Origin of the sequence: Plantactinospora sp. CA-290183, from assembly GCF_050936375.1 — a bacterium.
Lineage (GTDB): Bacteria > Actinomycetota > Actinomycetes > Mycobacteriales > Micromonosporaceae > Plantactinospora.
The window spans coordinates 42,416-63,597 of sequence record NZ_JBNJMX010000002.1; the positions used below are offsets into that span (position 1 = coordinate 42,416).

Consider the following 21,182-nt stretch of genomic DNA (forward strand, 5'->3'; position numbering starts at 1 on the left):
ACTAGCGCGTCAGATCTCGTACCGCCGTCTCGATCGCCCGGTGGAAGGTCGGGTACGCGTAGATCATCGTGCCCAGCGTGGTCACCGGCACCTCGGCGTGCACCGCCACGACCAGCGCACTCAGCACCTCGCCGCCGACCGGGCCGGCCGAGGTGGCACCGACCAGCACCCCCCGGTCTGCGTCGGCGACCAGCTTGACGAACCCCTCGTCGCCGACCTCGTGGATCCAGCCCCGGGTCGAGTCGCCCAGCGAGGTGAAGCCCACCCGGACGTTCAGCCCGCGCTCCCGGGCCTGCCGCTCGGTCAGACCCACCGCCCCCACCTCCGGGTCGGTGAAGGTCACCCGGGGCACCGCCCGGTAGTCCGCCCGCCGCCCGCCGTCGTCGTCGGCCGCCCCGGCGCGCCGGCGCAGGATGTCGTCGATCACGACCCCCGCCTGGTACATCGCCATGTGGGTGAAGGCACCGCGCCCGGTCAGGTCGCCGACCGCCCAGACGCCGTCGGTGACCCGCAGCCGGTCGTCGGTGGGTACGAACCGCTGGTGGGGGTCGACCCCGATCGTCTCCAGGCCGAGCGTGTCGAGCACCGCCCGGCGGCCGGTGGCGACCAGCAGCCGCTCGGCCCGCACCGGCTCACCGGCGGAGAGCTCCACCGTGAACGACGTGCCGTCGTGCCCGACGGCCGCCGCGCCGGCGCCGGTCCGGATCGTCACCCCGTCGGCGCGCAGTGCCGTCGCCACCCGCTCGGAGGACTCCGGCTCCTCCATCCCGAGCACCCGCTCGCCGGGCTCCACCACCGTGACCCGGACGCCGAACCGGGCGAACATCTGGGCCAACTCCACCCCGATCGCCCCGCCGCCGAGCACCGCCAGCGACTCCGGCAGCTCGGTCAGCTCCATCGCCTCCCGGTTGGTCCAGTACGGCGTGCCGGCCAGCCCGGGGATCGGCGGGATCACCGGGACGGTGCCGGAGCCGAGGACGACGCCGAGCCGGGCCCGGTAGGTCTGGTCGCCCACCCGCACCAGACCGGGCCCGGCGAGCCGGCCGTAACCCCGGACGAACCGGCCGCCTTTGCCGGTGAACCGCCCGACCCCGGCGGTGTCGGTCCAGCCGGCGGTGGCCTCCTCGCTGACCCGCTTGGCGACCGGCGTCCAGTCCGGTTCCACCCGGGCCCGACCGGCGAGGTGGTCCACCCGGCGCGCCTCGGCGAGCGCGTTGGCCGCCCTGATCATCATCTTGCTCGGCACGCAGCCCCAGAACGGGCACTCGCCGCCGACCAGGTTCTGTTCGACGCCGACCACCGCGAGGCCGGCGGCGGCGAGCGTGTTCGCCACCTCCTCACCGCCCACGCCCATCCCGACCACCACGATGTCCACGTCCGCCGCCAACCGCGCGGTCACGTCCCCGGCCTCGTCGGCGTGCGCGCCGAAGGTCACCACCCGCTCTGGTTCCGCCATACCGCCAGCTTTCCGCACGGACCGGCGGCCGGCCAGGTGGATCCGGTCACTCCGGGCCCGGTACCGGCCGGCGCGCCGCCGCCACCGCCATCCGGCCGGGACCTCGACGCGGCGGTGCGGAGCCTGACCTGACGCCCGGCGAGCCCGGTACGACGAGCGGGGCGCCGGCCGGGGCGAGCAGGGCCCGGAGGACCTCCTCGGCGCGGCGGCGGCGGGGCACCACGGCCCGGCGGGCGAAGACGTCGTAACCGGCGGCGACGACCTCGTCCAGGATGCCGCCGTACAGGACGTAGGCGGTGCGGATGCAGGACTGCGAGGCGGGGGCGAGCAGGGTCACCCCGGGCGCCGCGGCCGCGTAGTGCGACCGGGCGCGCGCCACCTCGTACTCGATCAACTCGCGGATCCGGGGCGTGGCGGCCCGGCGCCGGGCGGCGGCGACCAGGTCGTGCGGGGTGACGTCGAACCGTTCCAGGTCCTCGGCCGGCAGGTAGACCCGCCCCCGGTCCAGGTCCTCGGCGACGTCCCGGACGAAGTTGGTGAGCTGGAAGGCGAAGCCGAGCTGCCGGGCGGGCTCCCGGGCGGCGACCGGATCGGTGCTGCCCAGGATCGGCAGCATCATGGTGCCGATCGCGGCGGCCGAGCCGGCCATGTAGTCCAGCAGGTCGGGGTAGCGCGGGTAGCTGTCGACGGTGAGGTCCATGGCCATGCTGCGCAGGAACGCCGCGAAGTCGGCCCGGTCGAGGTCGAAGACCGCGATGGTGTGCAGTACGGCCGGAAGCAGCGGGTCGTCCACCGGCTCGCCGCGCAGGCCGGCGAGGAACCGCTCGGACCAGTCGGTGAGCCGGGCGGCCCGCTCGGCCGTCGGCAGGTCCTCGGTCCGGTCCACGATCTCGTCGGCGTAGCGGGTGAAGCCGTAGAGGGCGTGCACATGTCGACGTTTCCACCCGGGCAGTAGCCGGGTCGCGAGATAGTAGGTCCGGCCGTGCCGTCTGTGCAGCTCACGACACCGCTCGTAGGACCTGCCGAGACTGGCGTCCACCGGCCCTCCCCGAAGAATCGACGCATAAATCGACGCAACTTGTTGACCCTAGGGTACGCTCACCGACGCGGCCACCGGCCCGGTTCGGCACCTGTGGACGGTGCCCGCCGGCCCGTTGCCCGTGGACGTGACGGGCGGCAGGGGGTGACCGGGTGCGGACCGTACGTGGGCGGACCGGCGTGACCGGCCGGACCGACCGGGTGGTGGTGGTCGGCGCCGGCCTCGGCGGGCTCGCCTGTGCCCTGCACCTGGCCGGCAGTGGTCGGCAGGTCACCGTGCCCGAACGCGAGCCGGTGCCGGGCGGCCGGGCCGGGCGGCTGGCCGTCGGCGGCTACGAGTTCGACACCGGGCCGACCGTGCTCACCATGCCGGACCTGCTCGCCGAGGCGCTGGGCGCGGTCGGCGAGGAGCTGACCGACTGGCTCGACCTGGTCCCGCTCGACCCCGCCTACCGGGCGCACTATCCCGACGGCTCCACACTGGACGTGCTCACCGACACCGTACGGATGGCCGGCGAGGTCGCCCGGGTCTGCGGCCCCCGCGAGGCCGACGGCTACCTGCGGTTCGTCGACTACGCCCGCCGGCTCTGGCAGCTCGAACGGGCCGACTTCATCGACCGCAACCTGGACAGCCCCGCCGACCTGCTCACCGCCAACCTGCTGCGGCTGGTCGCCGCCGGCGCCTTCCGGCGGATGGGTACCAAGGTCAACCAGTTCTTCGCCGACCCCCGGACCCGCCGGATCTTCTCCTTCCAGGCCATGTACGCCGGCCTGGCACCGCAGGACGCGCTCGCCATCTACACGGTGATCGCCTACCTCGACTCGGTGGCCGGGGTCTGGTTCCCGCGCGGCGGCATCCACGCCGTCTCCCGGGCGCTGGCCGGCGCCGCCGAGAAGCACGGCGTCCGGATCCGCTACGACACCACCGTCACCCGGGTCCAGACCTCGGCCGGCCGGGCCACCGGGGTGCTGACCGCAGACGGCGAGCGGATCCCGGCCGACGTGGTCGTGCTCAACCCCGACCTGCCGGTCGCCTACCGCGACCTGCTTCCGCCCACGTCGCGCCCGCGCCGGCTGCGCTACTCGCCGTCCTGCGTGGTGCTGCACGTCGGCTCCGGCCAGGCGTACGGGCGGATCGCCCACCACAACATCCACTTCGGGCGGGCCTGGCGTACCACCTTCGACGAGGTGATCCGGCAGGGCCGGCTGATGTCGGACCCTTCGCTACTGGTCACCAACCCCAGCCGGACGGACCCGTCGGTCGCGCCGGCCGGGCGGCACAGTTACTACGTGCTCGCCCCGGTGCCCAACCTGGAGCGCGGCGCCGGGCTGGACTGGCGCGGCGGGCTGGACCGGCGGTACGCGGACGAGCTGCTGGCGACCCTGGAGCGGCGCGGCTACCACGGTCTGGCCGACAGCGTGGAGGTCCGCCGGGTGGTCACCCCCGCCGACTGGGCCGACGCGGGGATGGCCGCCGGCACCCCGTTCGCCGCCGCGCACACCCTCTGGCAGACCGGACCGTTCCGCCCGGCCAACCTACATCCCTCGCTGTCCAATGTGGTATTCGTAGGATCCGGCACCCAGCCGGGTGTGGGTGTGCCCATGGTGTTGATTTCCGGAAAGCTCGCCGCTGCCCGGGTGACCGGAGGTGGCCGATGAACGCCGATCGTGAGACGCACCTGGTGGAGCTGGTCGACGAGACCGGCTCGCCGATCGGTTCCCGTACCGTCGACGAGGCGCACCGGGCGCCGGGGCTGCTGCACCGCGCCTTCTCCGTACTGCTGGTCGATCCGGCCGGACGGGTGCTGTTGCAGCGGCGCGCCGCCGTCAAGACCCGCTTCCCGCTGCGCTGGGCCAACACCTGCTGCGGACATCCTGCCCCGGGTCAGCCGGTCGAGACCGCCGCGCACCGCCGGCTCGGCGAGGAACTCGGCATCGGGGCGCTCCCGCTCACCGAGATCGGCGTCTACCTCTACCGCGCGGAGGACCCGGCCACCGGTCGGGTCGAATACGAGTACGACCACGTGCTGCGCGGCGAGTTCACCCCGGAGGACTCGGTGCTGCCCGACCCGGACGAGGTCGCCGACCTGCGCTGGGTGCACCCCGACGAACTCCGCGCCGCCCTGGCCGCCGACCCGACCGGGTACGCGCCCTGGCTCGGCGGCGTGCTCCGCCAGCTCACGGTGCCGGAGGACGACCCGGCGGAGCGGCTGGGTGGCCGATGACGGCCTGAGCGCCGGGGCGGTCGCCCGGCGGCTCGGCGTGGCGGTCACCACCCTGCGGACCTGGCACCAGCGGTACGGCCTCGGGCCCAGCCGGCACGTGCCGGGCCAGCACCGCCGCTACTCCGTCGAGGACCTCGCCCGGCTGGAGGTGATGCGCCGGCTCACCGCCGAGGGCGTCCGGCCGGCCGACGCCGCCCGCTGGGCGCGGCGGGCCTCCGCCGTACCCGGGGCCGCCGGGACCGCCGCGACGGCCGCCGGGTCACGCGGAAGGGGCGGCGCGGTCATCCCGGTACGCCGGGCCGGACCGGCGGCCCGCGGCCTGGCCCGGGCGGCCGGCCGGCTCGACCCGGCGGCGATGCGCACCGCCATCGCCCGGTCGGTCGGCTCGGACGGCGTCGTCGCCACCTGGGAGAGCCTGCTGCGGCCCGTCCTGGCCCGCGTCGGCGAACGGCACGCCGCCACCGGCGGGTTCGTCGAGGTGGAGCACCTGCTGTCCCGGGCCGTGTCGGAGGTGCTCGGCACGGTCCCCCGGCCGCCCGACGCCGGCGAACCGCCCCGGGTCCTGCTCGCCTGCGCCGACGAGGAACAGCACACGCTGCCGCTGGAGGCGCTCGCCGCCGCGCTGGCCGAGGCCGGCGTGCCCTGCCGGCAGCTCGGCGCCCGGACGCCGGTGGCCGCGCTGGTCGCCGCCGTCCGCCGGACCGCCCCCGAGGCCGTCGTCGTCTGGTCGCACACCCCGGCCACCGGCGACCCGGACCAGCTCACCGCCCTGCTCTCCGCGCCACGGCGTCCGCCGCTGGTGCTGGCCGCCGGGCCCGGCTGGCCGCTCGACGCACTTCCCGGCGGGGTACGCCACCCGGCAACGCTGGCCGAGGCGGTCGCCCTGCTGGGGGCCGTGCCGGAGCCACCCGGCTGACGATCCGGGGGCCGGTGAGATCCGGTACGCACCACCCGAAGGCATCTGGCCGGGGATGTCGGGAACGCGCCGGCTCCGCTAGCGTGGGGCGGCCGTAACCCGAAACAACCTCGGGAGCCCCCATGACGCGACGAGCGGCCCTGGCGGCCGGTCTGGCCCTGCTGCTGGCACTTCCCGGATGCGCGGACGACCCGGAGCGCACGGGCGGGCCGGCCGACGCCGCACCGCCCGTCGCCGCGTCCGCCGGTCCGGACGGGGCGACCCCGAGCGCCGGCCCGAACCGGCCCGGCCACGGCATGCCGTCGGTCCCGACGCCGAAGCCCACCCCGAAAACGAAGCCCCGGCCGAAGATCGGGCCGCTGAAGACCGTCCGGCTGACCGGCGTACGGGCGGTCGCGCTGACCTTCGACGACGGGCCGCACCCGGAGTGGACGCCGAAGGTGCTCGACCAGCTCCGGCGGGCGAAGGTGAAGGCCACGTTCTGTGTGGTCGGGGTCAAGGTGCGCAAGTACCGGGCGCTGGTCGCCCGGATCGCCCGGGAGGGCCACACCCTCTGCAACCACAGTTGGGCCCACGACCTCAAGCTGGGCAAGAAGCCGGCGGCGCAGGTACGGGCCGATCTGCTGCGCACCAACCAGGAGATCCGGCGGGCGGTTCCCAGAGCCCGGATCGGCTACTACCGCCAGCCGGGCGGGATGTGGACCCCCACGGTGGTCCGGGTGGCCCGGGAGTTGGGGATGACGTCGCTGCACTGGGACGTCGACCCGGCCGACTGGAAGAAGCCGGCCGCATCGGTGATCAACAAACGGATCGACCAGCAGGTACGGGCCGGCTCGATCGTGCTGCTGCACGACGGCGGCGGCGACCGGAGCGGCACCCTGGGCGCCTGCCCGACGGTGCTCAGCTCCCTGAAGCGGAGGTACGGCCTCATCCGGCTGCGGTAAGGGGGCTTTGCGGCTGTTTGTCCGGAGCCGGATACCGGTTTGGTCGGGCGGCGGGGCATCACGTATGCTTTCGGAGCCTCCGGCGGGGCCGGATGGGAGCACAGCCGCAAAGTTGCATGTGTAATGATTGCGGGGCCGCCCTCATCGTCTAGCGGCCCAGGACGCCGCCCTTTCAAGGCGGTAGCACGGGTTCGAATCCCGTTGGGGGTACGACCGGCCACAGCCGGTAAGCAAGGTCCTGTGGAGCAGTTGGAGTGCTCGCCGCCCTGTCAAGGCGGAGGTCGCGGGTTCAAGTCCCGTCAGGACCGCTACGCAGATCGCCGCGCCACCTGAGCGCGGCGCTCCGCGTTTCGGAGGACCGGGCCAGGTAGCTCAGTTGGTACGAGCGTCCGACTGAAAATCGGAAGGTCGGCGGTTCGACCCCGCCCCTGGCCACATAGCCTTTCGCCGGGCTATCAGAACGCCTACCAGCGGAAACGCCGGTAGGCGTTCTTTGTCTTGGCCGGCACGCGGCCCGGGCCGCGCCGGGATCGTGGCGCTACCTGCGGCACGTCGCGCCCCGCAGCGGCACCGCCGCACTCTCGTACACCCGGGTGCCGTCGGTGGCCTGCACCAGGAAGCAGTACCGGCGCCCCGGCTCGACCGGCACCGTCATGCTGCGGTCACGCCCCGCCGGCAGCACCCGGGTCGGCTCGCCCTCCTCGGCGACCACCACGGCGAATTCCAGTTCGCCGCCGCCGCTCCGCCAGGTCAGCTTGACCTTGTCGGCACCGTCCCCGGGCGCGTCCAGTTCGACCCCGGGCGCGCTGACCCCGCTGCCGGGGGTCGCCACCACCTGCGGGGGCGTGGCCGCGATCTCCTGCGGGTCACCGGTCAGGAGCCGGGCCAGCACCCACACCAGCACGCCGACCAGCACCGCACAGCCGGCGACCAGGGCGTACCGGGTCGCCCGGCCGGGCCGCCCCGCCGGCGGCACGGCGGGGGCCGCGAGCGGCTCCGGGTCCGACGGCCGGGGATCCACCGCGAACTGGCCGCCACCCACCCCGGCAACCGGCGCGATCGCAGCCGGCCCGGCGACCGGCACCATCGGGGCCGGCCCGGCGACCGGCACCATCGGGGCCGGCTCCGCGACCGGCGCGATGGGCGCCGGCCCGGCGACCGGCGGCATCGGGGCCGGCGCGGCGAAGTCGTCGAACTCGTCGGGGTAGGCGGTCACCTGGACGGTCGGCGCCGGATCCGGAGCCGGGGCCGGCGGCGGCGGGGCCGGGGGCGCCTGCTCCGGCACCGGGACCGGCGGTGCCCCCGCGAAATCGTCGAACTCGTCCACGTCCGACTCCGGCGGCGGCTCCGGCAGCAGCGCACCGAGCTGGTCGGCCACCTCCCCGGCATCCATCGGCCGCTCCGCCGGGTCCGCCGCGAGCAGCCGGACAACCAGGGTGGCCAGCGCCTCGGGAACGCCCTCGGCGGCCGTCACCGGCACCGGCTCGCCGAGGATCCGCCGTACCCGGTCGCCGGGTTGCTCGCCGAGCCGCCCCGGGTACGGCGGCCGGCCGGTCAGCGCGAAGTGCAGCACCGCGCCGAGTGCGTACAGGTCACCGCGCTGGTCCAGCGCTCCGGTGCCGAGCGCCTCCGGCGGCAGGTAGTCGACGGCGGAGAGCGGGGCCCGGGCCATCGCCTGGCGCAGGGTGACCCCGAAGTCGGACACCACCGGCTCGCCGGAGGCCCGGAACAGCACATTGTGCGGGGAGATCCCGCCGTGCGGCAGGCCGGCGCGGTGCGCGGCGGCCAGGGCCAACGCCACCGTCCGGCCGATGACCACGACGTCCACCGGGTTCAGCGGACCGACCCGGCCGACCAGCCCGGCGAGCGACTGCGGGCACAGCTCCATCCGCGCCACCGGTTCACCGGTGGGCAGCTCGTCCACCCCGTCCACCGGCAGAATCGGGGCGAACCGCCGCAGACCCGCCAGCGTCGACTGCTCCCGGCTGAACGCCGCCATGGTCCGCTTGTCGAGACGCCGGGGGAACACCTTCAGCGCGACCGGCACACCCCGGTGCTGTCCGGAGTAGACGGTGGCGGTGGGACCGTCACCGAGCCGGACCAGCTCACCGATGTCGGGCGTCGCCATCGCCGTGCTCACCTCTGCCCGCTCTGTCCAAGGCAGGCGCGGCCCGCGACAACTCCCCGGTCACGTGTCCGCTAGCTGCCGATCCGGTTCCCCGGCGGATCGTGTCCCGTCAGGGTAGGTGTGTCCCCCCTCCCGGGTGGGCACTGCGGCAGCTTGCTGCCGCCGGAGGCGGATGTCTCGGAGTTGACATGAACACAACTGGCCTGGTCCGGGTGACCGTTGCGGCGCCGGCCCGGCGGATCGACCTGGCCCTTCCCGAACGCTCACCGCTCGCCGAACTGTTGCCGGGCCTGTTGGCGCACGCCGGGGAGAACCTGGCCGACGCCGGGGTCGACGCGGGTGGCTGGGCGCTGCGCCGCGCCGACGGCACGGCCCTGGAGCCGACCCGCACGCTGGCCGGACACCGGGTACGCGACGGCGAGGTGCTGCACCTGACGCACACCCGTACCGACTGGCCCGAGCTGGAGTACGACGACCTGGTCGACGCCATCACCACCGGCTCGGCGCGGCTCGGCGGCACCTGGGGTCCCCGGCACACCCGGGGCGCCGGACTCGCCGTCGGCGCGCTGGCCGTCCTGCTCTGCCTGGTCGCGGTGCTCCGGGCCGGCCCACCGTGGCCCGGTCCGGCGCTGTGGGCGCTCGGCGCGGCCGGCCTGCTGCTGGCCGGCGGCGTGCTGCTGGCCCGGGCCGGCGGCGACACCGGGGTGGGGGCGGTCGCCGCACTGGTCGCGTTGCCCCTGGCGGCCACCGGCGGTGGGCTGGCCCTGGCCGGGGACCGTCCGCTGACCGGGCTCGGTGCGCCACACCTGCTGGCTGCCGGTGCCGCGCTGCTGCTCGCCTCGATCGTCGGGCTGGTCGGCGTGGTGGACCGGGCCGCGCTCTTCGTCGGCGGTGCGATGGTCGGCCTGCTCTGCGTGGTCGGCGGCTGGCTGACCACCCTCGACGCGCTGGTGGCACACGAGAGCGCGGCGATCCTGGCGAGCGTCGGGCTGGCCTTCTCCCCCGCCCTCGCACCGCTGTCGATCCGACTGAGCCGGGTACCCATGCCGGTCCTGCCGCGTGCCGCCGCCGACCTGATGCGCGACGACCCCCAGCCGCCCCGCGCCGCGGTGTACGCCGCCGTGCTGCGGGCGGACAGCCTGCTCACCGGGATGGTGGGCGGCCTCGCGCTGGTCGCCGCCGGGTGCCAGGTGCTACTGCTACGCAGCGGCAGCACCGCCGCCGTGGTGTTGGCGACCATCCTGGCGATCGGGTTCCTGCTCCGTGCCCGGCTCTATCCGATCGGCCGGCAACGGATGCCGATGCTGCTCGCCGGGATCACCGGGGCGACCTGCCTGGCCACCGGGCCGCTGATGGCGGATCGCTCGGACCTGCTCGTCGTGTCCGGCCCGGTGCTGCTGCTGGTCGGCGCGCTCGTCGCACTGCTCGCCCGGCTCTACAGCCGCAAGCGGCCGGGCCCCTACCTGGGCCGGTACGCGGAGATCCTGGAGGTGCTGGTGGTGCTGGCGATCCTGCCGGTGACCTGCTCGGTGCTCGGCCTCTACGGCTACGTACGCGGGCTGGGGGGCTGACATGGCGTCCAAGCGGGACCAACTGCACGCCCACCAGTTCATGGTGGAGCGGGTCATCTCGGGGCTGGTGACCAGGGAGAGCGATCCGGAGCAGCCGCCGTTCCGCCGGCCGGTCTACGCCGCGTACGGCGGGATCGCCATCGCGGTGATCGCCCTGGCCGTGGTCGGCATCTACGGGATCATCGTGCCGGGTGGCAACGCGAGCTGGCGCAAGGGCGACGTGGTGGTGGTGGAGAAGGAGACCGGCACCCGCTACGTCTACGTGGACGGCCGGCTGCACCCGGTCGCCAACTACACCTCGGCGCTGCTGGCGCTCGACAAGTACGCGGCGACCCGCGTCGTGTCGCGCAACTCGCTGGTCGGGGTGCCGCGCGGGCCCCGGATCGGCATCCCGGACGCCCCGGAGACCCTGCCCGCGCCGAAGCGGCTGCTCGGCGGCGGCTGGACGTTCTGCTCGCAGCCGGGGCGGGACCGTGCCGGGGCGGCCGTGGCCGAGTCGGTGCTGATGGTCGGGCACGGGCCGGCCGGCGGCGCCTCGCTGGCGGACCGGGCGCTGCTGGTCGAGGTCGCCGGAACCGGCCAGCGCCACCTGGTGCTGCGCGGGCACCGGCACGAGATCGACAAGGCCGACGCGAGCGCCGTGGAGGTGGCGCTGCGGACCGGGCCGGCGATCCCGGTCAGCCCGGCGGTGGTCGACGTGCTGCCGGCGGGCCGGCCAGTCGCGCCGGTCGCGGTGCGCGACGTCGGCAAGGCGTCCCAGGCGGTGCCCGGGCGCAAGGACATCCGCGCCGGACAGGTGCTGGTGGCGACGAGTTCCGGCGGCGTACAGCACTATCTCGCCGAGGTCGACCGGCTCCGGCCGATCACCGAGCTGCAGTACGACATCCAGCTCGCCTCCCAGGGCATCGCGGCCGCGTACCCGGGCGGCGATCCGGCCGCTGTCCCGCTCAGTCTGTTGGAGGCGGCCGGGGCGAAGCAGGCGCGCGCCGTGCCCGTGGCGGTCGGGGATCCGCCCGTCCTGCGGCCCGAGTTCGCCGCCGGCGGCGCGGCGACCACCATGTGCCTGGCGTTCACCCCGGGGCAGTCGGTGCCGACCGTGCTGCTGGACCCGGCGATGCCGGCACCCGACCCGATGCGGGCGACCCCGCGCAGCACCGAACGGGGCACCCGGCTCGCCGATCGGGTCCTGGTGCCGGGTGGGAGCGCCGCGGTGGTGGAGTCGAAGCCGAGTCCGGAGGCGCCGGCCGGCACCCTGCTGCTGGTCACCGACATGGGCGTCGCCTACCCGGTGGCTCTGCCGAGGATCCTTGAGGTGCTGGGCTACCCAGGGGTACGCGGTGTCGAGATGCCGGCCGGCGTGGTCAGTCGGCTGCCGATCGGCACCACCCTGAGCCACGACGGCGCCCTGCGCCGCAGCCAGGTGTAGGCCTGGCTGGCCGTCGGGGTTGCGACTCCGGACGGGGCGGCGTCCCGGGCGGCGATCGCGGCAGCCGCGGCCCGGAGCCGGTCGGGCATCGGCGCGTCCGGTTGACGCCCGGGCGACAGCCGGGAGAGCGGCCCCGGGGAGAGATTCTCCGGGGCCGCGTCGTGCCGTCGGGGTCGCCCGCTTCGGCACCGCGGACAGCGAAGCGGCCCCGGGGAGGGATCTCCCCGGGGCCGCGCCGCGTGCGGTGGCGGGGTCAGTGGCGGCGGATCCGCGAAGCCGGGCGGGGCTCCTCCGCGCGCTTGTCGACCTGCCACAGGTCCTCGTCGATCAGCTCCACTGTGCTCGGTGCGTCCGACTCCCGGATCCGTCGCGGCCGGACCGGTGCCGCCTGCGGGTTGCCCTTGCCCGCCTTGCCGCTGAGCAGCGCCGGCATGCCGGGCGTGGGGTTCTGCGGCCCTCGGCTCCGGCCGGTCGCCCCGGATCGGGCCGCGCCCGACCCCGGCCCCGCGCCGCCTCCTCCGCCCGGCTGTGCCCCTGCCATCGGGGGCATCATGGGCGGCGGCATCATCGGCGCACCGCCGGCGGTGGCCGAGGCACCGGTCGCCGCGGCGGTGGGCAGCGCTGGCGGCGGGCCGCTCGGCGCGACCTGCGCCGGCACGCCGACCGGAGCGGCAGCCTGAGGGAGCGAGGAGGAACCGACGCCGGCAACACCGCCGCCGAACCCGCCGGAGCCGCCGAACCCGCCGAAGCTGCCCGCGCCGGCACCGCCGCCGAGAGCGCCGAGGTTCACACCCGGGACGCGGGCGCCGCCGCCGACGTTGGGACCGGGGACGCGGCTGCCCCCGGGACCGCCGGGCGGGATCGGCGGTGGGATGGTCGGGCCGAAGCCGCCGGGACCACCACCCGGCGGCACCGTCGGCGGCGGGGCGGTCATCCCACCGGGAGCGCCTCCGCCGGGCCCCGGGGCGGCGCCGGGCGGCATGGTGGGTGGAGCCGCCGTCGCCGTGCCGGAGAGCGACGGATTGGCCTCGCTTCCGGCGGGCGGGCTGGCGCCGGCCACGACGTCGTCGGTCGCCATCTCGCCGCTGGCAGCCATGGCGCTGTCGACCGCCGTGGTGCCGTTGGTCGCTCCCGGCACGCCGCCGGGCCCGCCCCCCGGAGGCTGGGCGTAGGCGTCCGACCCGCCGGGGGAGGCGCCGCCAGGATTGCCCGCCGGCGGGAGACTGATCTGCGATTCCATGCTCTGTCGCACGATATCCGGCGGAGCCGCGGCGGTCAGGACGCCGGCCGCCGTCCGGAAAACCTCGTCCAGTGCGTTCATCTTCTCAAGGGCGGCCGTCCGGTAGCCACGGATCTCGCTCTGGAGGGCGTCCCGCGGATCCTGGCGGCCCTCACTGTCGAGAAACGCGGAGGTGAACCCGGAGACCTGCATGCTGTCGATCTGTGCCTGCGCCGCCGCCGCCCTGTCGTGCAGGTCCTTGACGAAGGCGTGCGTCACGTGGATCTCGTCGATGAGTCTGGCCAGCGCGCCCCACGGGGTTCGCGGCATGCCCCCGTCAGTGCCGCCGGCCGTGCTCCGCTCGCCGCCGCCCATGCGGTACAGGACGGTATCCGTGAGGTGCCTCAGCTCGGTCGTGGTGACGTCCTGGAAGGCGACGCCGTTGCTCTCGCCGTCGGCTCCCCAGCTTGCGGCCAGTGCCTCGTTCTCCTTGCGCAGGGCGATAGCCGCGTCGTTCAGCTCCTCGTACGCGGACAACCACATTTCTCGCCGGCTCTCCAGAGCCGTCGCGTGCTGCCGCTCCCGTTCCATGATGTTGAGCAGGTCTGCCAGGGGGCCGGTTCCCGGTGGCGTGTAGGGCATCTCAGTCTCCCTCCGGGAGTTCCAGGCCCGGCAGGAACGTCGGAGCGATCCGCCTCGGGGGATTGGCGAGCAGGCCGTCGAAGGCGAGCCGGTTCTCGTCGTTCGCGTTGAGGTACGCCTTGCCGCTCGCGCCCGCGAAGGTCTGCAGCTCGTCCATCCGGGCGTTGAAGTTGCCGAAGTAGCCGCGCAGCGCGGTGAGCGAGTCGTGGTCCGCCTTCACCAGCTCCCGGCAGCCGCCCATCATGCCGCACTGAGCGGCTTCATCCATTGTCATATCGACCCGTGGGGGCTGGTAGCTCATCATCCCCTCGGGTCTACCGCTGAGAAAATTGCCTGGCTGTGTCATCCGTCCTCCCGGTCCAGCTGAGTCGGCGCCGTCGGTTCAGTTGAGCATCCGGTCGCCCGGCGAGGTGCCCGGCGACCGCAAGCGGTCACTCCGCGTCCGCGGGCGGCAGCCAGGCGAGCTGGACAAGCGCCGACCCGCCCCGGCGGGTGACGAGCCGGCCGCGGCCCGGCGGCAGCGGTTCGGCCCGGAGACCGCCGAGCAGCGGCCCCTCGTCCCTCGATCCGGAGAGCAGCAGGCCGGCCGAGCCGACGTCGCGGATCCGGGAGAGGAACGGGTCGAACATCGCCCGGCCGGCCCCGCCGGTGCGTCGGGTGAGCACCAGGTGCAGGCCGATGTCCCGGCTCTGCGGCAGGTACTGCAGGAGGGGCTGCAGCGGGTTGTTCGCCGGTGTGATCACCATGTCGTAGTCGTCGACGAGGATGAACAGCTCCGGCCCCGCCCACCAGGCCCGCTTGCGCAGCTGCTCCGGAGTGACGTCGGGGCCGGGCAGCCGGTCGACCATGGCACGGGCCGCCTCCGAGATCAGGTGCGTCGTGGTCGGCAGGTCGGTGCCGAAGCCGAGCAGATGCTCGGTCCCCACCTCGCCGAGCAGCCCGCGCCGGTGGTCGACCACGATTATCCGGGCCTGGCTGGGCTCGTACGTCTGCACGATCCGGCGGGTGAGCATCCGAAGGAACCCGGTCTTGCCGGACTCGACGTCACCGAGGAGCAGCACGTGCGGCTCGGCGTCGAAGTTCAGCCGCACCGGTGCGAGATCCTGCTCGGCGATGCCGACGGCGAGCTGGCGGGTCTGCGGGTCGTCGCTCGCCGGCAGGGCGGTGTAGGGCACCCGGTCGGGCAGCATCCGCACCGCCGGTGCCGGTTCGCCCGGCCAGGCGCCGCGCACGGCGTCGACCAGCCCGGCCAACCCGGCGGTCAGGTCGTCGGGCGTCCGCTGGCCGTCGACGCGCGGCAGCGCCACCAGCATCTCGTGCTTGGTCACGCTGATCCCCCGGCCGGGCGCGTTCGCCGGCACCCGCATGGCGACCTTGCGGTCGATCACCGAGTCGATGGGGTCACCGAGCCGCAGCTCCACCCGGGTGCCGAAGAGGTCCCGGACCGCAAGTCGCAGGTCGAACCAGCGTGCGCAGGAGGCGAGCACATGCACGCCGTAGGCCAGCCCGCGAGCGGCGATCCCGGCGACCACCTCCTCCAGGTCCTCGAAGTCCTTGCGGAGCGTCAACCAGCCGTCCACCACCAGGAAGACGTCACCGTGCGGATCGTCGGTGACCTCGCCCCTGGCGAGCAGTGCCCGATAGCTGGCCATTCCGTCGATCTCCCGCTCGGCGAACCGGCGCTCCCGCTCGGCCAGCACCGCCGCCACCTCGGCGACGGTACGCCGCACCGCCGCCGGGTTCTGCCGGCCGACCACCCCGCCGACGTGCGGCAGGTCGCGGAGCGAGCCGAGCGTGCCGCCGCCGAAGTCCAGACAGTAGAACTGCACCTCGCGCGGCGTCTGGGTGAGCGCGAGGCTGGCCATGATCGTGCGCAGCGCGGTGGTCTTGCCCGAGCGCGGTGCACCCACCACCACGGCGTGCCCCGCTCCGCCGGACAGGTCCAGCACCAGCGGGTCGCGTCGCTGCTCCAGCGGGCGGTCGACGACGCCCACCACGGCCCGCAACGACCCGTTCCGGGCGGGCTCGGCCGCCCGCAGCCCTCGACCCGGATCGGCGGTCAGCCCGCCGAGCAGCTCGTCCAGCGTCGGAGACTCCGTCAGCGGCGGCAGCCACACCTGGTGGGCCGGAGTGCCCCGGCCGGCGATCCGGTCCACCAGGATGTCCAGCAGGCTCTCCCCGACGGCCTCGTCCGGGTCCTCCGCGGGCTCGGCGGGCTCCTGGTCCTCCTCGATCTTCGGCGCGAGGTAGGCGGTCGAGTACTCGGCCAACCCGAGCTGCTCCGGTTCGCCCGGGCCGGTGGGGACCACGACGGTCGGGCTGTGCACCCCGGAGACGTACGCCGAGCGGAATCGCGTCATCGGTTCGGTGCCGAACTTGAGGAAGCCGTGCCCCGGCGCCCGGGGCAGCGAGAACGCGTCGGGCACCCCCAGCACCACCCGACTGTCCATGTCGGAGAAGGTACGCAGGCCGACGCGGTAGGAGAGGTGGGCGTCCAGGCCACGCAGGCGGCCCTCCTCCAGCCGCTGACTGGCCAGCAGCAGGTGTACACCGAGCGAGCGGCCCACCCGGCCGATCTGCACGAAGATGTCGATGAAGTCCGGCCGGGCCGACAGCAGCTCGCTGAACTCGTCGCAGACCACGAAGAGCGTCGGTACCTCGGCCAGTGGCGCCCCGGCCGCCCGGGCCTTCTCGTAGTCGCGCAGCGAGGAGAAGTTGCCGGCCGCCCGGAGCAGCTCCTGGCGCCGGATCAGCTCACCGTTGATGGCGTCCGCCATCCGGTCGACCAGCGGCAGCTCGTCGACGAGGTTGGTGATCACCGCGCTGGTGTGCGGCAGCCGGTCCAGTCGGGCGAAGGTGGCGCCGCCCTTGAAGTCGATCAGCGCGAAGTTGAGCATGTTCGGCGGGTGGGTCACCGCCAGCGCGAGCACCAGGGTACGCAGCAGCTCGCTCTTGCCGGAGCCGGTGGCGCCGATCAGCAGCCCGTGCGGACCCATGCCCTCCTGCGCGGACTCCTTGAGGTCCAGTTCGATCGGGGTGCCGTCCGGCCGGATGCCGAACCGCACCCGCAGCCGGTCCCGGCTGGGCCGCTGCACCCAGGTGTCGTCCGGGTCGAACCCGTACGGGTCGCCGAGGTCGAGCAGGTCCTCCAGGCCCAGCTCGGCGTTGAGCGGCTGCTCGCCGCGGCTGCCCCCGGTGAGCCGCAGCGGCGCGAGCTGGCGGGCCAGTGCCTCGGCGGCGACCAGCGAGAGGCTGTCGGCCCGGCCCAGCTCGGTCTCTCCGTCGGTGGTCGCGCTGGCGAGCGAGCCGTCGTCGCCGACCTCCAGGACCACGGTGGACCGCTCCAGCGCCCGCGGCGGCGGGGTGGTCAGGTCGATCACGGAGACCCCCTCGACACCGCCGCCGGTCATCAGGTGGTCGGAGCCGGCGATGGCGCCGCCGTCGAGCACCACCACCAGATGCGGACCGGCCACCCGGACGGCGCCGTTGTCGGGGTCGAAGCGCGGCCGGCTGCCCAGCAGGTCGTCCAGCATCGCCTCCAGCCCGGTGATCGTCGGGGCGACCAGGCGGACCGGACCGAGCGCGTCCGTACGCTCCGGGTGCAGCGCGTGCGGCAGCCACTTGAGCCACTCCCACTCGTCCCGGCACTCCGGTCCGGCGCAGACCGCGATCCGCAGGTCGTCCGGGGCGTGCAGGGTGGCGAGCTGGGCCAACATCGCCCGGACCAGACCGGTGACCCGATCGTGGTCGCCGCGCAGGTGGATCCGGCTGAATCCGTTGACCGCCATCGCCAGCGGCAGATCCGGGATCGCCGAGTGCGTGGTGATGAACCGGCGCAGGGCGAGCGCGGAGAGCGGCTCCAACTGCTCCAGCGGCTTGGTGTCCGGCGGGATCAGGCGGGTGGCGAGGCTCTGCCGGCCGACGCCGATCCGGGCGACGCCGAAGTCCAGGTCGTCCCGGCGCCGTTCCCAGAGCCGGTAGCTCGGCACCAGTGCCCACAGGCTTTCCGGGTCGGGGTGCAGGTACCAGAGCGCGGTCCGCTGCCGGTTGGCGGCGCGGCCGACGCGGATCCGGTGCTGGGCCAGGCCCCGCAGGTAGAGCCGACGGGCGTTGCCCATCTCCCGCTTGCTCGGCCCGCCACTGTTCAGGAAGGCCGCCGCCACCATGGCGAGCATCGCCACCCCGAACAGCCCGAAGATGACGTACCGCATCGTGGCGTACCCGCTGTTGCCGCTGCCGCCGCCGAACATTCCGCCGCTGGTGAACATGAGGACCATCGCGGCCATCATCGCGATCATGGGCAGGACCATGATCATCTGCGTCCACTGCCGGGCCGGCGGTGGCGGGATCTCCGGGGGCGCCTCCAACAACAGCTCTCCGGAGGGCATCTCCGGAGCGGGCCGGCGAGACGGCCTGCGCACCACCACCGTCGCCATGAGCGCGACCTCCCCTACGTCTTCGCGTGTGCCGGGATCGTCGCCGCTGCTGGCCACGGGTGGGCCGGGATGGCAGGAAGGTGCCGAGGTGGCCGCCGGTTGACCGGGCGCCCCTAGCGTCGACACCGGGGCCGCACCCGCGGTCTTCGGGCCGCCCGGCTCACCAGCACCCGGCATGAGCAAGAAGGAGCAGCCGATGAATCTACTTGCCGGTCAGACCGATGAGATCCAGTCGGGGGCCCAGGCCGCCGACGTGGTCCATCAATCCCTCCACAGCTATATCCAGAAGTTGGAGGCCATTGTCGCGGAGGTGATGCCCAGCTGGCAGGGGGGCGCGGATCAGGCGTTCAAGGAGAAGCAAATCGAATGGCGCGCGGCCGCCGAGAACTTCCTTCTCAAACTCGAAGGGCAGGGCACGGCCCTGCAAAAGGGCGGCCTCGCATACGGTGACGCCAACGTCGAGGCGACGTCAATCGTGAACGGTGCCGGTAGCGGTGCCCCGTGGGGCGGCGCCCTCGGTGGCCAGAGGGGAGTCACGGCATGACGGGCTGGGTAAGGGCGGACTTCGGGGCCCTGGACGGACTCCGGCAGGGCATCGCCACGACCACCGCCGGCGTCGGCGACGAACACAACACCTGGTCCTCCGTCATCAACAATCTGCAGACCGAGTGGCCGGACCTCGCCGGTGCCAAGTTCGGTGAGGTCAGCACGGCGGCGCTGGAGTTCGACAGGGTGAACGCAGATTTCCTCGGCATGCTGGGCGTCGCCGTCGACCGGGCGAACACGCTCTACCAGGACACCCTGGCCCAGGTCCGCGCCGCGATCCCCGACTGATCGGCGGACCAGCCACGACGCAGCGGCCCCGGGCGACCTGCCCGGGGCCGCTGTCCTGGAGGTCTCCACGGCACCCGTCGCAGTGGGCGCACCGCCATCAGCGCCGCGCCGGCTCCTCCACCGGGGGCGGCGGAAACAGGAAGATCTCCTCGGGCGGTTCGTCGCGGGGTGGAACGGCGGGCAGCACCTCGGCCCGGCCCGGCAACCAGCGCCGGCGCCGGCCCCTCGGCACGGCCCAGGCCAGGACCGCGGCCAGCGTGAGGGCTCCCGCCGCCGCACCGGCGCCGAGCTTCGCACTGGTGCTCGTCCGGTCCCACCAGGCAGCGGCCCGCACCGCCTCCCGATCCGCCGCGGCAGGCACCACCTCGGGCATGCCGAGCGGCCTGTGCTCGGAGAGCCCTTCGGTCACCGCCCGGTACGGGTCGACGACGCCGGCGCCGTACTCCCGACTGGCCCGCCCGCCCCGGGCCGGCGCGGCGGTGGCCATCAGCCGCTGGGCCACCTGGTCCGCGGTGAGGTCGGGCCAGGCCGAACGCACCAGGGCGGCGGTGCCGGCGACGAACGGCGCGGCGAAGCTGGTGCCGTCGTGGTAGGCGTGCCCCCGCACCCGGGTCGCGCCGACCACGCCCGCGCCCGGCGCCACCAGGTCCAGGTAGTCGCCGACCTGTGAGCCGGACGACCGGGCGCCGGCGATGTCGATCGCCCCGACGCCCAGCACTCCCGGATAGGCCGCGGGATACGACGTGGCCGGGCCGCGGTCCGCCCGGTTGCCGACGGCGGCCACCACCAGGGCGTCCTTGGACCGGGCGTAGCGGACCGCGTTGCGCACCGCCGGGAAGTCGCCGTAGCCGGAGAGCGACAGGTTGATCACCTTGGCGCCGCGGTCGGCGGCGTACCGGATGCCCTGCCCGACGGCGGCGGGGTCGATCGGGGTCGGCTCGCCCTGGTCGTTGAGTTCGCGGTCGGTGACCCGGATCGGCAGGATCTGGGCCCCGGGCGCGACCCCGCGGAAGCCCACCCCGTTCACCGCCCTGGCGGCGACGATGGAGCCGACCGCGGTGCCGTGCGAGACGCAGTCGAAGTTGCCCCGCAGGTCGCCGACGAGGAAGAAGTCCTGCCCGGCGAGGACGCGTCCGCGAAGCTGCGGGTGGTCCGCGTCCACCCCGGAATCCACCACCGCGACGACGACGCCGGCCCCGGTGCTGTGTCGCCAGGCGCCGCCCAGGTCGAGCAACTGCTGCGCCCAGGGCAGGTCGGCGATGACCGACCGCCCGGGCTCCGGGTCACGGCAGGCACCGGCCGGCGGCGCGGCCGACGCGGGTACGGCCAGCACCGACGGTACGGCCGCCGCCATCGCGACGGCCAGGAGGACGGCGGTGGGTCTTCTCATGATGCGCATGCTCCGGCCACGCCTCTCGGCCCTGGTCACCGGTGACCGGAAGCGGTCACTGTGAGCCCGCGCATCCCCGGCGGCCGAGATGCTCATGGTCGGGCGTGTGGATCGGGGAGGAGGTCACGATGGACATCTCTGCCGTCGAGCTGTCCGGACGGCTCGCCGAATACCGGCGGCTGACCGAGGACGTGCTGGCGATGCGCGACGGGATCGACCGGATCCGGGTCACCGCCGAGTCGGCGGACGAGCTGGTCGCGGCGACGGTCGGCGGCCGGGGCGAGCTGATCGACCTCAAACTGGACCCCCGGATCTACCGCGATCCGGACGCGACGGCGCTGGCCCGGACCATCGCCGACACCATCCGCGACGCGGCCGAGGCGGCGGGCCGGGACGCGGGCCGGATCATCGCGCGCCTGATCGGGGCCGGACCCGACGAGGAGGTCGACCCGTTGGCCGACCCGGTCCAGTACCTGCTCGACAGCGATCCGGAGAGGAGCCGACAGCCATGGCAACGGTGATCGGTGACGGCGGCGGCCGACCCATTGGCGACGGACCGGGTCCGGGTCCCGCCGTACCCTCAGCCGGCGAGGCGACGCTGGCGGGGACGTCGGCCGCGGCCCCGGCGGTCGGCAACGGCATGGCGATGAACGTCGAGCAGACCTCGTCGCTGATGAAGCAGGTGATCCAGACGGGCGAAACGTTCCACACCGACTTCCGGTCCTCGATGCGGCAGATCGGGGACCTCCTGCAACAGCTCGGCAACGACGAGAACGGCCGGAACTTCCGGGAGGGGATCGACCCGGCGGTCGAGCAGCTTGACTGGCTCGGCGATCTCCTGGGCCGCGACGTGAAGGGGGCCGGAGAGGTTGGCGACGCCGCCACCAGGGCGTACGAGCGGGCCAACGAGGTTGCCGCCCAGACCATCCGCTCCACCGGCCCCACCCGCTAACCGTA

17 protein-coding genes and 3 tRNA genes are annotated in these 21,182 nt (G+C 74.3%); 13 read left to right on the plus strand and 7 right to left on the minus strand.

Annotated features, from left to right (window positions below; genetic code table 11):
- Nucleotide 1: 1 nt before the first annotated feature.
- Together ACQEUR_RS05105 and ACQEUR_RS05110 are read right to left on the minus strand one after the other, a co-directional pair.
- A complete protein-coding gene (locus tag ACQEUR_RS05105) occupies nt 2-1,456 on the minus strand; it encodes a dihydrolipoyl dehydrogenase family protein (protein WP_433026108.1) in 1,455 nt (484 codons plus the stop codon).
- A gap of 46 nt (nt 1,457-1,502) precedes the next feature.
- A complete protein-coding gene (locus tag ACQEUR_RS05110; protein WP_433026111.1) occupies nt 1,503-2,495 on the minus strand; it encodes a phytoene/squalene synthase family protein in 993 nt (330 codons plus the stop codon).
- Nucleotides 2,496-2,647: 152 nt separating this feature from the next.
- Between ACQEUR_RS05110 and crtI the strand changes: the two genes are divergently transcribed.
- From crtI to ACQEUR_RS05145, 7 genes are all read left to right on the plus strand, one after another.
- Nucleotides 2,648-4,153, plus strand: a complete 1,506-nt coding sequence (gene crtI / locus ACQEUR_RS05115; protein ID WP_433026114.1) for a phytoene desaturase family protein — start codon at nt 2,648-2,650, stop codon at nt 4,151-4,153.
- Entirely contained in the window at nt 4,150-4,719 is a 570-nt protein-coding gene (gene idi, locus ACQEUR_RS05120; protein WP_433026117.1) for an isopentenyl-diphosphate Delta-isomerase, read from the plus strand. The genes crtI and idi overlap by 4 nt, the downstream gene beginning before the upstream one ends.
- Nucleotides 4,709-5,635, plus strand: coding sequence for a MerR family transcriptional regulator (locus ACQEUR_RS05125; protein WP_433026120.1), 927 nt, complete (start codon nt 4,709-4,711; stop codon nt 5,633-5,635). The genes idi and ACQEUR_RS05125 overlap by 11 nt, the downstream gene beginning before the upstream one ends.
- Nucleotides 5,636-5,757: 122 nt before the next feature.
- Complete coding sequence (locus ACQEUR_RS05130) at nt 5,758-6,579, plus strand: polysaccharide deacetylase family protein (RefSeq protein ID WP_433026123.1); 822 nt, start codon at nt 5,758-5,760, stop codon at nt 6,577-6,579.
- Between the two features lie 137 nt (nt 6,580-6,716).
- Nucleotides 6,717-6,789, plus strand: a tRNA-Glu gene (locus ACQEUR_RS05135).
- Between the two features lie 24 nt (nt 6,790-6,813).
- Nucleotides 6,814-6,887 (plus strand) — tRNA-Asp (locus tag ACQEUR_RS05140).
- Nucleotides 6,888-6,940: 53 nt separating this feature from the next.
- Nucleotides 6,941-7,014 (plus strand) — tRNA-Phe (locus ACQEUR_RS05145).
- Between the two features lie 103 nt (nt 7,015-7,117).
- On the opposite strand, the gene ACQEUR_RS05150 is transcribed toward ACQEUR_RS05145, so the two are convergent.
- Nucleotides 7,118-8,707 carry a protein kinase domain-containing protein gene (locus tag ACQEUR_RS05150; protein ID WP_433026126.1) on the minus strand — a complete coding sequence of 530 codons (1,590 nt, stop codon included), beginning with the start codon at nt 8,705-8,707 and terminating at the stop codon, nt 7,118-7,120.
- A gap of 188 nt (nt 8,708-8,895) precedes the next feature.
- Between ACQEUR_RS05150 and eccD the strand changes: the two genes are divergently transcribed.
- Nucleotides 8,896-10,278: a type VII secretion integral membrane protein EccD gene (eccD, locus tag ACQEUR_RS05155; RefSeq protein WP_433026129.1), complete on the plus strand. Its 1,383-nt coding sequence runs from the start codon at nt 8,896-8,898 to the stop codon at nt 10,276-10,278.
- Nucleotide 10,279: 1 nt separating this feature from the next.
- Complete coding sequence (gene eccB, locus ACQEUR_RS05160) at nt 10,280-11,704, plus strand: type VII secretion protein EccB (protein ID WP_433026132.1); 1,425 nt, start codon at nt 10,280-10,282, stop codon at nt 11,702-11,704.
- 253 nt (nt 11,705-11,957) lie between these two features.
- Here the strand turns inward: eccB and ACQEUR_RS05165 are convergent, their stop codons facing one another.
- The 3 genes from ACQEUR_RS05165 to eccCa form a co-directional block, all read right to left on the minus strand.
- Entirely contained in the window at nt 11,958-13,565 is a 1,608-nt protein-coding gene (locus tag ACQEUR_RS05165) for a hypothetical protein (protein WP_433026135.1), read from the minus strand.
- Nucleotide 13,566: 1 nt separating this feature from the next.
- Entirely contained in the window at nt 13,567-13,833 is a 267-nt protein-coding gene (locus ACQEUR_RS05170; RefSeq protein WP_433026138.1) for a hypothetical protein, read from the minus strand.
- Nucleotides 13,834-13,996: 163 nt separating this feature from the next.
- Entirely contained in the window at nt 13,997-18,001 is a 4,005-nt protein-coding gene (eccCa, locus tag ACQEUR_RS05175) for a type VII secretion protein EccCa (RefSeq protein WP_433026141.1), read from the minus strand.
- 175 nt (nt 18,002-18,176) lie between these two features.
- Here eccCa and ACQEUR_RS05180 point away from each other — a divergent pair, with 175 nt between their 5' ends.
- Both ACQEUR_RS05180 and ACQEUR_RS05185 read left to right on the plus strand, forming a co-directional pair.
- On the plus strand, nt 18,177-18,545 hold the full coding sequence (locus ACQEUR_RS05180; protein ID WP_433026144.1) for a WXG100 family type VII secretion target: 369 nt from the start codon (nt 18,177-18,179) through the stop codon (nt 18,543-18,545).
- Entirely contained in the window at nt 18,542-18,835 is a 294-nt protein-coding gene (locus ACQEUR_RS05185; RefSeq protein ID WP_433026147.1) for a hypothetical protein, read from the plus strand. The genes ACQEUR_RS05180 and ACQEUR_RS05185 overlap by 4 nt, the downstream gene beginning before the upstream one ends.
- A gap of 97 nt (nt 18,836-18,932) precedes the next feature.
- Here ACQEUR_RS05185 and mycP read toward each other — a convergent pair whose 3' ends face one another.
- On the minus strand, nt 18,933-20,225 hold the full coding sequence (mycP, locus tag ACQEUR_RS05190) for a type VII secretion-associated serine protease mycosin (protein ID WP_433026150.1): 1,293 nt from the start codon (nt 20,223-20,225) through the stop codon (nt 18,933-18,935).
- A gap of 128 nt (nt 20,226-20,353) precedes the next feature.
- On the opposite strand from mycP, the gene ACQEUR_RS05195 reads away from it, so the two are divergent.
- Both ACQEUR_RS05195 and ACQEUR_RS05200 read left to right on the plus strand, forming a co-directional pair.
- On the plus strand, nt 20,354-20,746 hold the full coding sequence (locus ACQEUR_RS05195) for a YbaB/EbfC family nucleoid-associated protein (RefSeq protein ID WP_433026153.1): 393 nt from the start codon (nt 20,354-20,356) through the stop codon (nt 20,744-20,746).
- Entirely contained in the window at nt 20,734-21,177 is a 444-nt protein-coding gene (locus ACQEUR_RS05200; protein WP_433026156.1) for a hypothetical protein, read from the plus strand. The genes ACQEUR_RS05195 and ACQEUR_RS05200 overlap by 13 nt, the downstream gene beginning before the upstream one ends.
- The last annotated feature ends 5 nt before the right edge of the window (nt 21,178-21,182 follow it).